The sequence below is a fragment of the Alicyclobacillus dauci genome (assembly GCF_026651605.1).
GTDB classification, from domain to species: domain Bacteria; phylum Bacillota; class Bacilli; order Alicyclobacillales; family Alicyclobacillaceae; genus Alicyclobacillus; species Alicyclobacillus dauci.
Map to the genome: position 1 here is coordinate 1,284,727 of NZ_CP104064.1, position 15,208 is coordinate 1,299,934.

Consider the following 15,208-nt stretch of genomic DNA (forward strand, 5'->3'; position numbering starts at 1 on the left):
CCGCCACTAACACAGCACACCGCCCCATCCGCGACGGCGCTTACGGCCGCGACCCAGCCCATTTTATTGCTCGGTCGCCGCCGGAAATTCAGTGCCACCCACTGCCTACTCTACGTTGCGGACAATCGTCTGATCGCGGCCAGGGCCGACACTGACGAAGCGGACGGGCACGCCAACCCAGGCCTCAATTTGGCGAACGAAAGCCTGAGCGTTGGCGGGGAGTTCGTCGAATGATTTGCAGTTGGACAGGTCTTCGTCCCAACCTGGCAGCATGGTGTACTCGGGTGTGACGTTTTCCATGTCGTATGACTGAAGTGGCCATTCATGGCGCTCGTCTCCGATGCGGTATGAGGTACACACACCAATCTCTTTGAGGCCTGAGAGAACGTCAATTTTCATCAGGGCCAACTCTGTATAGCCGTTGATCCAGGCACCATAGCGAAGTGTGGGGATGTCGAGCCAACCGCATGCGCGGGGGCGTCCTGTGGTGGCGCCGTACTCGTGCCCATGTTTTTGCAGGTACTCGCCGTGTTCGTCGGTTAGCTGAGTGGGGAATGGTCCTTCGCCGACGGCCGTCGTGTACGCCTTCGTGATCCCCGTGACGCGGGCAATGGCCGTTGGCGGGATGCCCGCACCGGCAGGGATGCCGCCTGAGATGGGGGATGACGATGTGACGAATGGGTAGACGCCCCAGTCGAGATCGCGCATGATTCCCAGTTGACCTTCGAGTAAGACGTGCGAGTTCTTCTGCTTCGCTTCATAGAGGATGGGGGTCGTGTCTTTGATGTATGGCAATAGACGATCGCGAACGGCCATCAGTTCGTTCCAGATGTCCTCGAACTGCCCGTATTCGCCGAGCTGTGGAATGCGATTGACTTTCGCGGCCCACGCCTGACGCAGTCTTTGCTCGAAACGATCCAAGTTGCGGAGTTCACCGAACTGCAACCCAAAGCGACCCACTTTATCCTGGTAGGCCGGGCCAATGCCTTGGAGCGTTGTACCAACTTTTTTCGATCTCTGCTCTTCCTCCCACTTGTCCTGCCAAATGTGGTACGGCAGAACCATATGCGCACGCTCCGAGATGACGAGGCGCGACGTATCGATCCCGCCTTCTTCAAGGGACTGTAACTCGTTCACCAGTTGGGTCGGATGAATGACCATCCCAGCTCCGAGAATCGATATTGTATGTGGATGGAAAATGCCGGACGGAACTAAGTGTAGTGCAAACTTTCCATATTGATTCACGATGGTGTGACCTGCATTACCGCCGCCTTGGTAGCGCACGACAATGTCTGCCTGTTCGGCTAAGTAGTCAACCATCTTGCCTTTTCCTTCATCGCCATATTGAGCGCCGATCACCGCATGAAACAAGGTAAGCCCTCCCTTTAGGAAAATCCTTCCCAAGTGTACGGCTTTGATGTATATGTGTAAAATGAATCATATGTATATACTTGATACGAAATTCGTATATGGAGGGGCTTCGTGTGCACAGTGGATATGTCACATTCCTCTGTGTCGTGGAACAGCAGACCATTTCTGCTGCGGCCGATTTGCTTCACAGTACGCAACCGACCATCACGAGACAGATTCAACAATTGGAGCGGTACCTTGGTGTTCCCCTGTTTGATAGAGTGGGCAAGCGGTTGATTCTCACGAGTGCCGGGATGCGCGTCTATCGGTATGCTCGCGAGCTCATCCAGACAGAGACAAGGATGCGCGATGAACTAGGGGAGTTGACGGATCCGGAGCAGGGTATCGTTCGCATCGGAGCCGGTCTGACGCCCACCATCTATCGATTGCCAAGTGTCCTCGGTGCCTATCGGCAGGCGCATCCTGGGATTCGATTTCAAGTCGTGACCGGATCGTCGCAGATTACGATTGAGCGTCTGCGGCAGCGGGAGATCGACATCGCCATTGTCACGACATCGCCTGTGGAGGAACAGGACCTGGAAGTCATTCCCTTGTGGCGGGACGAGCTGTCTGTCGTGGTGTCGAGTGGACACGAGTTGGCAGGTGGATCGTGTACGGTTGCAGAATTGTCGGACATGCCAATGGTGCTCATGAGACGTGAGTCAGGGCTTCGCCGGATTGTGGAGGAACGCTTGTTGGTGGGTGGCCAGGCATTGAATGTTGTTCTGGAAACGGATAGCCTTGAGGCCATCAATCGTTTCGTTCAGGCGGGCCTCGGCGTGGCAGTGATGCCGTGGTCGTCTGTGCGCCATGACGTAGTGGCAGGCAAGCTTTCCATGGTGTCCCTCCGCGACGTCGCATTAGGTGCCCGCACCATCACAGCCCTCGTTCGGCAAGGGTCAGGCATTCCAGCTGCGGCGTCGGCGTTTTTGGCCGCGCTTCCCACACTGGCGCGTCAAGCAGAGTCAGACGAGTTGAGTTAAGATAGGTGAGGTGAATGTGATGCGGATTTTACTCGTGGAAGACGAGCCGGGATTGGTCGAGTTTCTCAGTCTGGAACTTGAGTTGCAAGAGCTCGACGTCGACGTTGCGATGGATGGTGAGAAGGCCATTGCAATGGCGGCAGAACGTCATTACGATCTCGTCCTCCTCGACGTCATTTTACCCGGCATCAGCGGAATAGAAGTCTGCCGCCAGATTCGATCCCTGTCGCCGGTACCCATCATTATGTTGACGGCCCGGGGAGAGATAGCGGATCGAGTCCAAGGACTCGATGCCGGTGCAGACGATTACCTGGTCAAGCCGTTTGCTATAGAAGAGCTATTTGCACGCATACGCGCTCTTCAACGACGCCAAATTTCGACGTCCAGCGTGGACGCATCATACAACTTTGGAGATGTATCCGTTCATTTAGATACGCATCGCGTTACATTTCGCGGGGAAGACGTCGAGTTGACCGCCCGTGAATATGATTTGCTTGTATTTTTATTGCGTCATCCTGGCGAGACGTGGAGTCGACAAGCACTTTTGGAACACGTCTGGGGATTTCACGCACCGGGGGATACGAACGTTGTCGATGTGTACATCGGCTACCTTCGGCAAAAGGTCGATCCAACGAAGGCATTTATTCGCACGGTTCGCGGGCAGGGCTACCGATTCGAGGTGGCGGAGTGAGCAGACGAAGTCTGAGCTCCCGCATTATGTGGTGGAGCATCATGTGGTGCGCAGTCATTCTTATGGTCTATACGACGCTCTACACAGTATCTTTTCACACGCGCAGCATCCAGTCCTATAAACGGGTTCTCCAGCTCGAAATGGCGACCATTATGGGACAAGGGATAGACAAGATGGCTGTCCAGAGTGTGTCCTCAGACTGGGAGAGGTACGTCGCTGTGACGGATTCAGCCATCCGCCTGACGAATGCAAATGGTGATGTCCTGTTTGAGACGGGAAGCCCCATTTTTTCGGATGAGCGGATGCGGCAGATCTCGTCGGCTATTCAACCGCAGACATCTGCTAAAGCCAGTCCCTTGGCAGTTCAGTGGAGTCGTTCCTATTTTTGGCGGGACCAAAATGGGATGCACCATGTCCTCACAGCAACCACAGCCGTCCAATTCGCGAACGGCACTCGCGGGGAACTCCAGGTATTCTCCTTGACGGATGCACTGAGGGGGCAAATCTGGCAGACGCTTAAGGTATTGCTCGTCATCGATGTGCTCGTATTGGCGCTGTTCGCTGTCGGGGTGCGGTGGCTTATTCACCACGGACTGCGGCCTCTGCGACGGTTAATTGAAGGGATTCAAGCGGTCGAATGGAAGCAGTCCGAACGTTTGTCGATGCGGCATTTGCCATCTGAAGTCGCTTCCTTGCAACAGTCGATCAATCAGTTGTTGGACCGGATCGACGATGGTGTTCAGGAACAGAATCGGTTCATTGCCGATGCCTCGCACGAGTTGCGGACGCCCTTGGCTATCATCGCAGGCCACGCGAATCTTCTGCGGCGTTGGGGCAACCAAAACACGCGCGTCTGGGAACCGGCCGTCCGCAACATTGTCTCTGAGGTTTCGAGACTTCAGAAGTTGGTTAACCAGTTGCTGTCCATGGCTAAGTTGGAGGCTTCCGAAGTCGTCCCAGTCGATGGGTTAACGGCCGCAGATATCAAGAAACTGTTTCGGCAATTGCAGGAGGACGCGAAACTCCTCAGGCCTGACTTGGAGATTGTGTGGACGGTTCATCTGACATCCAAATCCCGTGCCTACATGGACCACGACGATTTACGTCAGGTCCTCATCGGGCTCTTGGACAACGCGATGCGTCATACGCAGAACGGTGGGCGGATCGAGTTATCTGCCCACGGCGACGAGGGTATGGTTCGATTTCTCATATCCGACAACGGTGAAGGAATTCCACCTGACGTGTTGCCGTATGTCTTTGACCGTTTTTATCGCGCCGAAGCGTCTCGCGGAAGGGGAAAAGGATCCGGTCTCGGACTGTCCATTTGTAAACAGGTCATTGAATCGTATCAAGGCAAAATATATGTCAGAAGCCAACTTGGGCGGGGAACATCGGTCATCATTTTGGTGCCGATCCAACAATTTGAACGATCTCGCCCAACCGACACACAAGCTACACACCCGATGAACGAACCAGCAGAGAAGGGACACGAAACCGATGATGGACAAATCAACTCTGGAACTGATGCCGAAAGTCATCGAGCTGAACAATGGGGAACAGTGGAATGATGCCGAACGCAACATCCTGCTAGACGACGAATGGGCACGTGAAGTTGGTCGGGAGTCGCGCTTACCGACGGTTCGCCTGTGGCGCCATGCACCAGTCCAAGGGCTCGTGGTGAGTAAGCGTGACGTCGCTGGCGACCAAGGTCAACTGGCCATGGAATCCATGGCGAAGACCGGCTGGCCCATCATTGTCAGGCCCACGGGTGGCACGGCTGTTCCTCACGGCTCAGGGGTCCTCAACCTGTCCATGCTGTTCCCAAGGCGGGCCGAGAAAGCCACAACGGACGCGTTTTACCGGTTACTCTGCCAGCCTATGATCGACTGGCTGAAAAGCATGGGCATGAACGCGACAACCGGCGCCCTCCCCGGAAGCTATTGTGATGGAAACTACAATGTTCTCGTTGACGGCAAAAAGCTCGTAGGAACGGCCCAGGCGTGGCGCGGAGGCCTGGCGGGAACGGCTTCCCGTCACCCGGGATATGTACTCGCACACGCGTGCATCATGGTCGACGTTGACTTGGCTCAAGCGACGGACGCCATTAATCGCTTCTACTCCGAAGTGGGGGACCCATACCGTGTGGACGCGTCCACATCGACGACACTCCGCCATCTCGTGCGCACCCACGGCATCGCAAACGAGTACACCGCTGCCATGGCTCAAACTGACTTCACCCAGTTTCTGAAGACGTACTATGAAGGTCAGGGCATCACGGTTCAAATGGCCCGGTAGAGTCGTGAGCCGAGTTGGCGTGGCGACCGGTTAGTCTGTGGTGGAACCCGAGTAGTCTGGTTGGTCCGGAAGCGGCAGTGTACGGAGGGAGTTGCGGTAAAAGCGCCAGAGCAGTGTGTTGAGGCGTCTCAGGCGGCGTTGCCGCCTTGCCGCCGGCGGATCGCGGACGGGGCTGGGGCAGACGGGCAGGATTAGGGAAGACTATTCCCCTGATGATTCACATCATGCGAGTTTGGCCCAGACAAGTGACTCAGAGTCCGTTATATGACCATGTTTCCGGGTGGAGGGTTGGGAGATCGGTGGATAAGAGGCTTGAGTTCCTCTGCTCTCCATCGAGTCACGCGATTGCTTTCAAGAGGGGAACAAAAGTCTCTTAAATGAGCCCCCCAGCCCCCAGCCAACCCGCATCACCCTCGCGTCGTCCGAGCGGCAATGGGCAGCTCGATGCGAACTGTCGTACCTTGCCCAATGCCTTCACTGTGAAGGCTGATTTTCCCACCATGTGCATCTACAATCCAGCGGGCAATCGATAGTCCTAGCCCCGTACCTTTTGCGGACTGTTCACGCGATCTGGACGGATCAACCGTAAAGAACCTGTCAAATACGCGGGACAAATTCTCCCTCGCGATACCCAGTCCACTATCCGTGACGGAGATGACGGCGGAGTTGCGCTGCTGCGACAGACCGATTTCCACCACACCGTCCGCGTCCGTGAACTTGAGAGCATTGTCGAGCAGAATCACGAGCAGTTGATGTAGGCGGTCCTTATCACCCGAAATGGTGAGGGGGACATCTGCGTGCGTTGTAAACCGAATTCCTTTCATCTCGGCGACGGTTTCGTATAACTCTCGGATGTGTAGAATTAGTTCCCGCAAGTCGACTGGATTTCGCTCAATCGGCGTTTTCTCCGAATCCGATCTCGCCAGCGTCAACAGATCCCGCACCAGTTTCGACAGACGTCGCGACTCGCTGTGCGCATTGTTGAGCCACTCCAGGTTCTCCGTGACAGTCTCATCAGTGTGTTCCAAGACGATTCCCAAGTTTGACTGAATAACAGCGAGCGGCGTTCGCAGTTCATGGGAGGCGTCTGCGACGAATTCCAGTTGGCGTCTCCAGGCGGACCGAATCGGTTTCAGCATGCGTTCGGCCAGGTAGAATCCAACGAGCGCCGCAGCGGCCAAACCGAATATGCCGACGATGAAAATAACACGTTTCAGCTGGTTCAAGACGCCCAGTTGTCTGCTGTCTTCGACGTACGTTACGACGTAGGTTTGAGTTCCCGGAGCAATGACGGGTAAATAATAGATACGAAAATGGTTGCCATTTGCGCTGTAATTAAACAGATGTGGGCTGGTCCAAGTTTGATCGATGGACTTCAAGACATCCCCAGAATCACGAGGTGCCCAACTATTTACACTTTGTCCACTAATGGCGAATACATCCGGCACCCCCGTCTGGTCGAGACGGTTTGTTTGAAGGACATGATGCATTGCGGCATTCAGGCTTTGATCCAATTGCCGATAGACGATTGTCCGGCTGAACTCATATACAGCAAACGACGAGATAGAATACAAAACCACGAGCAGAATGACCGTCAACAGGGTGATGCGTGCGCTTAGGCGTCGGAACACAGGTTATTCCTTCTTCATACGTGTGACTTTTGTGGCGTTGAGGCGGGATCGGAATGGAAGATATAGCCGACCCCGCGCACCGTGGCGATAAAGGATGGCTTGTCCGTCTCGTCAATTTTTTTGCGAAGAAAGTGGACGTAGTTTTCCACTGCGTTGCCGATCACGTCCGCATCCGGTCCCCACACTCTGTCGAGAATGATCTCCTTGGACAACACTTTGCCTTGGTTGCGCATAAACAGTTCCAGCAACTGAAACTCCTTCGTTGTAAGGGTCAACGGCTCGTCATTCCGCGTGACGGTGCGGGTGGTCAAGTCGAGGCGAAATGGACCGACTTCCATGGCATCGGTGCCGCTCAGCTGTCCAGTGCGACGGCTTAAAGCGCGAACGCGCGCGAGCAGCTCCTTGGGATCGAACGGCTTGACGAGATAATCGTCTGCACCTGCGTCGAGGCCCGTTACCCTATCTTCCACCGTGTCTTTCGCCGTGAGCAGGAGGACAGGCGTTTGTACGTCTTGGTCCCGCATCCCTTTGAGAATCTCGATGCCGTTTAGATGGGGCAGCATGATGTCGAGAATGACGAGATCGTAGCTGTCGGTAAGGGCTAAATCGAGGCCCATGTCGCCTTCGTGAACCATGTCCACGACGTATTGATTTTCCTTGAGAAGTTGTTTCAAAGCAGACGCGAGTTTACGCTCGTCCTCCACCAATAGAATCCGCATCAGAGAGCCTCCCTTAAGGTTCTGGTCCTCCCTACATTGTACATGGTTTCAACGGCCGTTTGAACGTGATATACTGACGCGGGTTTCCATATTCAGAGGCGAAAGGGAACGCGGGTATGCAACGGTCGCGTCTCTTCGTGATGCTTCGTTTTTGTCACCAGAGGAGGTTCCACTATGGTACGTGCGTTTCAGCGCACCGTATACCACATGACTGAAATCCCCAATGTCATTTGGTTGTTGGGTTTGGGGTGCCTGATCAACGTCGGTGGTCTGTCACTCTTATGGCCCGTGAATTCGATATATATCCACGTAGGTCTTCATAAAAGCATGGCCGTGGCAGGCCTTGTGTTGATGGTGTTCTCCGGAGCAGGACTGTTCGGCAGTTTTGTCGGGGGATGGCTGTACGATCGCATTGGCGCCATGCGAATCCTCGTCTACAGCCTCGTCATTAGTTGCGTCAGCATCTTGTTGCCGGCCATGACATCAGACTTTGCTGTCTATGTGGTGGTGATGGCTGTCTTTGGCGTCACCTGCGCCATCCCCTTTCCCGTGTTGAACGCGGTAGCGGGTCACGCTTGGCCGGATGGCGGTCGGAGATCGTTCAATTTTCTGTACGTATCGAACAATATCGGTGTTGCTATCGGGACGGCGCTGGGTGGTGTTCTGGCGGCGAGATCGTTCCAAGTGGTCTTTTATGGTATTGCACTGGCTTACTTGGGGCTGCTGTTCCTCATCACGACTGCACTGAAAAAACCATTCTCGGACATCCGGCGTTCGAACGACGAAAGCCGGGTCAAGAGGCAACTTGAACACACAGCGACTGTGCTTCCATGGGGCGGGATCGCGATTTTGTTTACGGGCTACACATTGGCTTGGGCTATTTATGTGCAGTGGCAGTCGACCGTTTCCGTCTACATGCAATCGACAGGCTACACGTTGTCGGCCTACAGTCTCTTGTGGACGTTGAATGGATTGCTCATTTTTCTGTCCCAGCCACTGGTTTCCTTTGTGACGCGGAGATTCCCGGCATTGTCGTTTCACATGATTGGCGGCACAGTGCTGTACGCTCTCAGCTTCACTGTCATGTTGTTTGCCCATCACTACTTCGTTTATGTGATTGCCATGGTCCTCACGACCCTTGGTGAGATCTTTATTTGGCCCGCGGTACCCGCAGCGGTTGCACAGATTGCACCACCGTCGCGCTTGGGCATGCTGCAGGGGTTGGTCGGGAGCTGTGCGACTGCGGGACGGATGATTGGACCGGTTGTTGGCGGTGTTTTGTATGACCAAGGTGCCCTCCACCTAGTGTTGCTCATCGCCATTTTGAGCACGGTTTTCCCGCTTGTTTTGTTCAGTGTCTATCACCGATTTACCACTCCGAACGCAGGAGAAGTCCGCCCGGAACCTCGGGCGTGACTGGCTTCCTCTCCCCAGCCTCGCTGATTCTTAAAATCCCTTATCTTAGAAAAATGTGTGAAGTTTTCTGACGGGACTAAATATAAGAGAATTCTTAACTATTATTATGTCGACGCGAATTTTGTAGTCATAGCGCGGCTTCTTCCGATTTGTAAGCGAAATCAGCCATTTTCTGGAGCCTTTACAACCTATCATACCACCTATAAAATGCCGCTATAGCAACAGAATTGTCTGTCAACTTTAGAGAGAGTGCACGACAGTTCGATTCGTGATCAGGTGCATGGGTGTCTGAAGTCATAGGGGGGAGTTGAATGGCGGAGCCGCTGCTTGCCATTCGAGATTTACGGACTTATTTCATTAGTAAAGATACAGAAGTGCATGCGGTGGACGGAATCGACATCGATGTTCAGAAAGGTCAAATTGTTTGTATCGTAGGTGAATCAGGCTCCGGTAAGAGCATGACTTCACTGTCCATCATGCGACTCGTTCCTCAGCCTCGTGGCAAGATTGTTTCCGGGGAGATCGTCCTCGATGGTGTGGACTTAATCGGACTCACAGAGAATCAGATGACTGAAGTTCGCGGCAATGATATTTCAATGATTTTCCAGGAGCCGATGACTGCGTTAAATCCAGTGCTGACCATTGGTGATCAAATTACCGAGGTCCTTATACGCCACCGTCGCATCACCAAGAAAGATGCACTCAAGCGCGCAGTGGATATGCTCAAATTTGTCGGGGTTCCGCGAGCCGAGCAAATCGTAAACGACTACCCTCATCAGTTGTCCGGTGGACTCCGTCAGCGCGCGATGATTGCCATGGCAATGGTTTGTGAACCAAAACTGCTCATTGCCGATGAACCGACAACCGCGCTCGATGTGACCATCCAAGCGCAGGTACTCGAATTGATGCGGAAGATGCGGGAGGACTTTGGCACAGCCATTATCCTTATCACGCACGATTTGGGCGTTGTGGCCGACATGGCCGATCACGTCGTCGTCATGTACGCAGGCCAAGTCGTTGAGTCGGTCAATGCGGATGAACTGTTTGATAATCCTACACATCCGTACACAAAGGCCTTATTACAAAGTATACCATCCATTGAAACAGAGACTGCTGTACTCTATTCCATTCCAGGAACGGTCCCTGATGCAGCGGCGTTTCCGGTTGGTTGCCGGTTTGCGGATCGGTGTCCATTGGCGCAACCCAGCTGTTTTGAAAAGGCACCCCAGCTTCGTGAACTTCGCCCAGGGCATTTTGTTCGGTGCGATGTAGTGGGTGAAGGGGGAACGTTGTTGTGAGTGAAGCATTGTTAGAAGTTCAAAACTTAAAAAAATACTTTCCTATTCAAGCCGGTCTACTGCGTCGTACGGTTGGTCATGTAAAAGCCGTTGACGGGGTGACGTTTCAAGTCCGCCCAGGGGAAACGCTGGGGATTGTCGGCGAGTCCGGTTGCGGAAAATCAACCACGGGTCGCATGATCATGCGGGTGATGGAACCGACGGAAGGGAAAATCGTATTTGACGGCGAGGATATCACAAATTTTCAAGGGAAGAGACTCCGAGATATTCGTCGCAAGTTCCAAATGGTTTTCCAAGACCCATATGCGTCTCTGAACCCGAGAATGGCCATTCAAGATATTATTTCGGAGCCACTCATTGTGAATGGGGTGGCAAACTCCAAACAAGCGGCGGAACGCGTCGCTCAGCTCTTGGAGACTGTGGGACTTCGCGCGGACGATAGGTCTCGATATCCGCATGAGTTTTCGGGTGGTCAGCGGCAGCGCATCGGGATCGCTCGAGCACTCGCCTTGAATCCGAAGCTCATCGTGGCCGACGAGGCGGTTTCGGCACTGGACGTGTCCATTCAATCTCAAATTCTCAATTTGATGGTTGATTTAAAAGACGAATTCAACCTTTCATATATTTTTATTTCTCACAACCTTGCTGTTGTTCGCCACATCAGTGACCGGGTTGGTGTCATGTACCTTGGTCATCTCGTTGAGCTCACGACGAAACAAGAGTTGTATTCGAATCCTTTGCATCCGTATAGCGAAGCGTTGCTGTCCGCGGCGTTGCAGCCGTCCCGAAAAAAAAAGCGGGAACGCATCATTTTGACTGGGGATGTACCGAGCCCCGCAAATCCACCTACAGGGTGTCCATTTCATACACGTTGTCCGCGTGTGATGGATGAATGTCGTATTCAACGTCCACAACTCCGAGAAGTGACGCCTGGGCATTTGGTTGCTTGCCATTTGCACAGCTGACATTCGGACTTGGCGCTGAAGATAAAAAATCAAACTACATCGAAACTAGGGGGAACATGCTATGGCACATCTAAAGAAAACGGCCATGACGACCATTGCAATTGCTGCTTCTCTGTCTGTCGTATTGGCGGGGTGTGGAAACAGTACAGGCGGCAACGGCTCATCAACTGGCAACGCTACGGGAAATAGCACTGGTACGACTACTTCAGGCACACCGGTTGACGGCGGAACGTTGACAATGGCCATGACGACGAAGTACGACGATCAATTGATCCCAGACATGGATTCCAGCTTGTACACAGCGAATGTTGTCCAATTTGCCTTTGATTCACTTTTAAGTGTCGACAAAGACCTTAATTTCGGACCTGGGCTTGTAAAGAGCTGGGACTTCTCAGCGGACAAAAAGTCTGTGACCATGCATCTACAACCGAATGCGAATTGGTCTGACGGTCAACCCATTACTTCCGATGACGTTCTGTTTACAATGAACTATCTAGGTTCTAAAACCTACAGCACGACCCTCCAAGGTCAATATCAGTACTTGGTTGCTCCACTGGTCGGTTCCGACAAACTTTTGGCAGGCAAAGCCGATGACTTCTCTAAAGTGGGCGGGTTTACAAAAGTTGACGACAAAACCTTCACCCTTCACTTCCAGACAGTCGACGCTGCAGCTTTGTATTCCAGCATCGCACCAATCCAACCCATTCCGGAACACATTTACAGCAAGACCCCGATGAAGGATTGGGCAAACGCGAGTGAAGACAAGATGCCTACGGTCGTATCAGGTCCGTACACCTTCACTAAAGTAAATGGCCAGGACTCTGTGGAAATGGCTGCGAACCCGAATTACTGGAATGGTAAACCGCATATTAGCAATCTTGTGATCAAAGTTGTCAACGAAAACGTCCTGCCAGGCCTGTTGGCGGATGGCAGCGTGCAATATGTTCCAATCAGTATGGGTCTTCACTTAGCAGATGCGGATAAATTGTCGAAGATCCCGAACCTTCAAGTGAAAACCGGTCCGTCAAACGGTTGGGATTTCTTAGGTCTCAAACTGTATAAGCCGGAATTTAAAGACGTCAAAGTCCGTCAAGCGTTTGAGTATGCCTTGGATAAAAAGACCATGATTCAAGGGATTGAACACGGTCTGGCACAGCCAGTGAGTGGTCCATTGCCTCCGGTAAGCTGGGCGGCTGCAACGGCGGCAGACGGCATGAACTCGTATGATTATAACGTCGACAAAGCAAATCAATTGTTGGATCAAGCTGGGTGGAAAAAGGGTTCTGACGGCATGCGTATCGACCCAACCACAGGTAAAGCAGCGGATCTCCATCTCGCCTATTCGACAGGAAGTGCAATCGACCAAGAAATGGGTCAAGCCATTCAACAAGCATTCCAGAAGGTTGGTGTAAAGGTCACCATCGATCCGCCGCTTGAATGGAACACGTTCAACAAGAAGGTCGAATCTGATGACCCGAGTATCCAAATGTGGCTGATGGCTTGGAGTCTCGGAACGGATCCAGACCCGCGCGGTCTCTGGGTATCGACGGACGCCATGAACCTGCAGCGTTGGAAGGATCCGCAGAATGATTCGCTCATCAAAGATACCTACAATGCCGCAGCGTTCGACAAGACAGCGCGCAAACAAGCGCTTGTGAAGTGGCAGTCGTACGTGAATCAACAAATGCCTGTCGTCTTCCTCTGGGCACCGGACAACATTGCTGCATGGAACAGCAAGCTGAACATTCCGGCCAAGGACTTCAGTGCTGCTGCTGGTGGTTTGAACCCGCAAGACTGGTGGCTGAGCAAGTAATCGTCGCAACGTTCAATCTAGACAAAACTCATACGCCGTGCGCGGTGTCGCACGGCGTCTTATGGGGGAGAGTATATGGCCACGTACATCGTACGTCGCTTGCTCGGCATGATTCCGATGCTGTTTGCCATTACAGTCTTCGTGTTTCTCATGATGCATCTAGCACCGGGCAATGCTATTGACGCAATGATCGATCCGCGAATCAAGGATCTCGCAGCACTGAAACAAACGCTCATTCAGCAAAACGGGCTCGACAAACCGCTTCCGGTTCAATACTGGAACTGGCTTGTCAACGTGTTTCATGGAAACTTCGGATGGAGCTTCGGACAACATCAGCAGGTGAATCAGCTACTGGGGCCAGCGCTCTACAATACGTTAATTCTCGCCGTTCTTTCTGAGATCCTCATCCTGGTCATCGGTGTACCGGTGGGTATCTGGCAAGCACGCCGTCCGTACGGAAAGTTCGATTACAGTGTATCAACCATTTCGTTCGTTCTGTTCTCTGTTCCATATTTCGTCTTCGCTATTTTCTTAATTTACTTGTTAGCGATTCACTGGCACATATTCCCGGCACAAAACTCAACGGGTACTGGGCCGCTCGCAGGAACATTTGTCGATCACGTTTGGCACGCCCTACTACCTGCAATTGCTATCGCACTGACTTTTAATACGGTTTATAGCCGCTACACGCGTGGTGCTATGTTGGACGTCTCCAGACAGGATTATGTTCGAACTGCCCGTGCGAAAGGTATTTACGAGAATGTCGTTTACCGCAAACACGTATTTCGGAATGCTATGATTCCCATTGTCACCCAACTCGGTTTCGATCTAGGCGGTCTCTTGGGTGGTTCCATCATTATTGAAGGACTATTTAGCTATCAAGGGATGGGTTATTTGACCATCACGGCTGTCTCACAACGTGACTATCCAGTTATCATGGCTACGAGTTTAATATTTGCAGTCTGCGTCCTGTTGGGAAATCTCGTTGCCGATATTCTCAATGCGATTGCGGATCCGCGAATTCGCTATAACTAGGAGGGAGCAACATGTCAATGGAACCCGCTCAAGTGCTCTCTCCGAAGGGCACGACTTCAAGCGGACGAGTCAGCAAGAGTCCGTTGCAACTTGCATTTGGGCGCTTCATGCATAACCGCATGGCTGTGGCCAGTGTCGTCGTTCTAGTCATCATCGTGTTAATGAGCTTACTCGCACCATTGTTAACCCATTGGAACCCACAAATTCAAGATTTAGCGAACGTCTCTGCTCCTCCGTCTGCGAAGCACTTGCTGGGAACGGACAATAATGGAACAGACTTGTTCGCTCGAGATTTATACGGTGGGCGAATCGACCTGCTCATCGGGTTTATCGACATGATCATGGTCATGGGCATCGCCATTATCCTTGGTGGACTGGCTGGTTATTATGGCGGCTGGGTGGATTCAGTGATCATGCGCATTTGTGATTTTATGTTTAACTTCCCATTCTTACTGCTCGTTATTGTATTAGAATCTATCATCAATACCACATCAGTCTGGTTGCTGATCCTCGTCATTGGTCTCACTGGTTGGCCTGGTACAACACGTTTGATCCGTTCGCTATTCTTGTCGATTCGGGAATCGGAGTATGTTTTGGCCTCGAAAATTGGCGGAGCAGGTTCATGGAGAATTATCATTCGTCATCTGTTGCCTGCATCACTCGGGCCCATCGTCGTTAATGCGACGCTCCAGATGGCTGGCCTCATCGGTGCCGAGGCAGCCCTCGCCGTGATCGGATTCGGTGTATCTCCGAAAATTCCAAGTTGGGGCAACGTCTTGAACGCCTCCTTGGACTATTTTACGCTGTCGACTGAACCGTGGGCGTGGATACCACCAGCGCTGCTGATTACAGTTACCATCCTGTGCATCAACTTCATCGGTGATGGACTGCGTGATGCATTTGACCCGTCGTTTGAGAAGTGAGTTCTTATCTACACAAAATAAATGGGGGC

At 52.7% G+C, this 15,208-nt stretch carries 13 protein-coding genes; 10 read left to right on the top strand and 3 right to left on the bottom strand.

Annotated elements, in window-relative coordinates:
• Positions 1-105 precede the first annotated feature (105 nt).
• The gene (locus NZD86_RS06285) at positions 106-1,371 is read right to left on the bottom strand and encodes an adenylosuccinate synthase (RefSeq protein ID WP_268045652.1); all 1,266 of its coding nucleotides are present in this window, start codon (positions 1,369-1,371) and stop codon (positions 106-108) included.
• Positions 1,372-1,484: 113 nt separating this feature from the next.
• Between NZD86_RS06285 and NZD86_RS06290 the strand changes: the two genes are divergently transcribed.
• The 4 genes from NZD86_RS06290 to NZD86_RS06305 are packed head-to-tail and all read left to right on the top strand — an operon-like array spanning position 1,485 to position 5,379.
• A complete protein-coding gene (locus NZD86_RS06290) occupies positions 1,485-2,393 on the top strand; it encodes a LysR family transcriptional regulator (protein WP_268045653.1) in 909 nt (302 codons plus the stop codon).
• Positions 2,394-2,412: 19 nt separating this feature from the next.
• Positions 2,413-3,084, top strand: a complete 672-nt coding sequence (locus NZD86_RS06295) for a response regulator (protein WP_268045654.1) — start codon at positions 2,413-2,415, stop codon at positions 3,082-3,084.
• 26 nt (positions 3,085-3,110) lie between these two features.
• Positions 3,111-4,652, top strand: coding sequence for a sensor histidine kinase (locus NZD86_RS06300; RefSeq protein WP_268045655.1), 1,542 nt, complete (start codon positions 3,111-3,113; stop codon positions 4,650-4,652).
• On the top strand, positions 4,585-5,379 hold the full coding sequence (locus tag NZD86_RS06305) for a lipoate--protein ligase family protein (RefSeq protein WP_268045656.1): 795 nt from the start codon (positions 4,585-4,587) through the stop codon (positions 5,377-5,379). The genes NZD86_RS06300 and NZD86_RS06305 overlap by 68 nt, the downstream gene beginning before the upstream one ends.
• 407 nt (positions 5,380-5,786) lie before the next feature.
• On the opposite strand, the gene NZD86_RS06310 is transcribed toward NZD86_RS06305, so the two are convergent.
• Entirely contained in the window at positions 5,787-7,010 is a 1,224-nt protein-coding gene (locus tag NZD86_RS06310; protein WP_268045657.1) for a sensor histidine kinase, read from the bottom strand.
• 14 nt (positions 7,011-7,024) lie between these two features.
• Positions 7,025-7,729, bottom strand: coding sequence for a response regulator transcription factor (locus NZD86_RS06315; RefSeq protein WP_268045658.1), 705 nt, complete (start codon positions 7,727-7,729; stop codon positions 7,025-7,027).
• A gap of 174 nt (positions 7,730-7,903) precedes the next feature.
• On the opposite strand from NZD86_RS06315, the gene NZD86_RS06320 reads away from it, so the two are divergent.
• From NZD86_RS06320 to opp4C, 6 genes are all read left to right on the top strand, one after another.
• Positions 7,904-9,145 (top strand): MDR family MFS transporter, encoded by a 1,242-nt coding sequence (locus NZD86_RS06320; RefSeq protein WP_268045659.1) that lies wholly within the window; start codon positions 7,904-7,906, stop codon positions 9,143-9,145.
• A gap of 311 nt (positions 9,146-9,456) precedes the next feature.
• Complete coding sequence (locus NZD86_RS06325) at positions 9,457-10,443, top strand: ABC transporter ATP-binding protein (RefSeq protein WP_268045660.1); 987 nt, start codon at positions 9,457-9,459, stop codon at positions 10,441-10,443.
• Entirely contained in the window at positions 10,440-11,408 is a 969-nt protein-coding gene (locus tag NZD86_RS06330) for an ABC transporter ATP-binding protein (RefSeq protein ID WP_268045661.1), read from the top strand. The genes NZD86_RS06325 and NZD86_RS06330 overlap by 4 nt, the downstream gene beginning before the upstream one ends.
• Positions 11,409-11,469: 61 nt before the next feature.
• Positions 11,470-13,221 (top strand): ABC transporter substrate-binding protein, encoded by a 1,752-nt coding sequence (locus NZD86_RS06335; protein WP_268045662.1) that lies wholly within the window; start codon positions 11,470-11,472, stop codon positions 13,219-13,221.
• Positions 13,222-13,296: 75 nt separating this feature from the next.
• Positions 13,297-14,256, top strand: coding sequence for an ABC transporter permease (locus NZD86_RS06340; RefSeq protein ID WP_268045663.1), 960 nt, complete (start codon positions 13,297-13,299; stop codon positions 14,254-14,256).
• Between the two features lie 11 nt (positions 14,257-14,267).
• Positions 14,268-15,179 (top strand): oligopeptide ABC transporter permease, encoded by a 912-nt coding sequence (gene opp4C / locus NZD86_RS06345; protein WP_268045664.1) that lies wholly within the window; start codon positions 14,268-14,270, stop codon positions 15,177-15,179.
• The last annotated feature ends 29 nt before the right edge of the window (positions 15,180-15,208 follow it).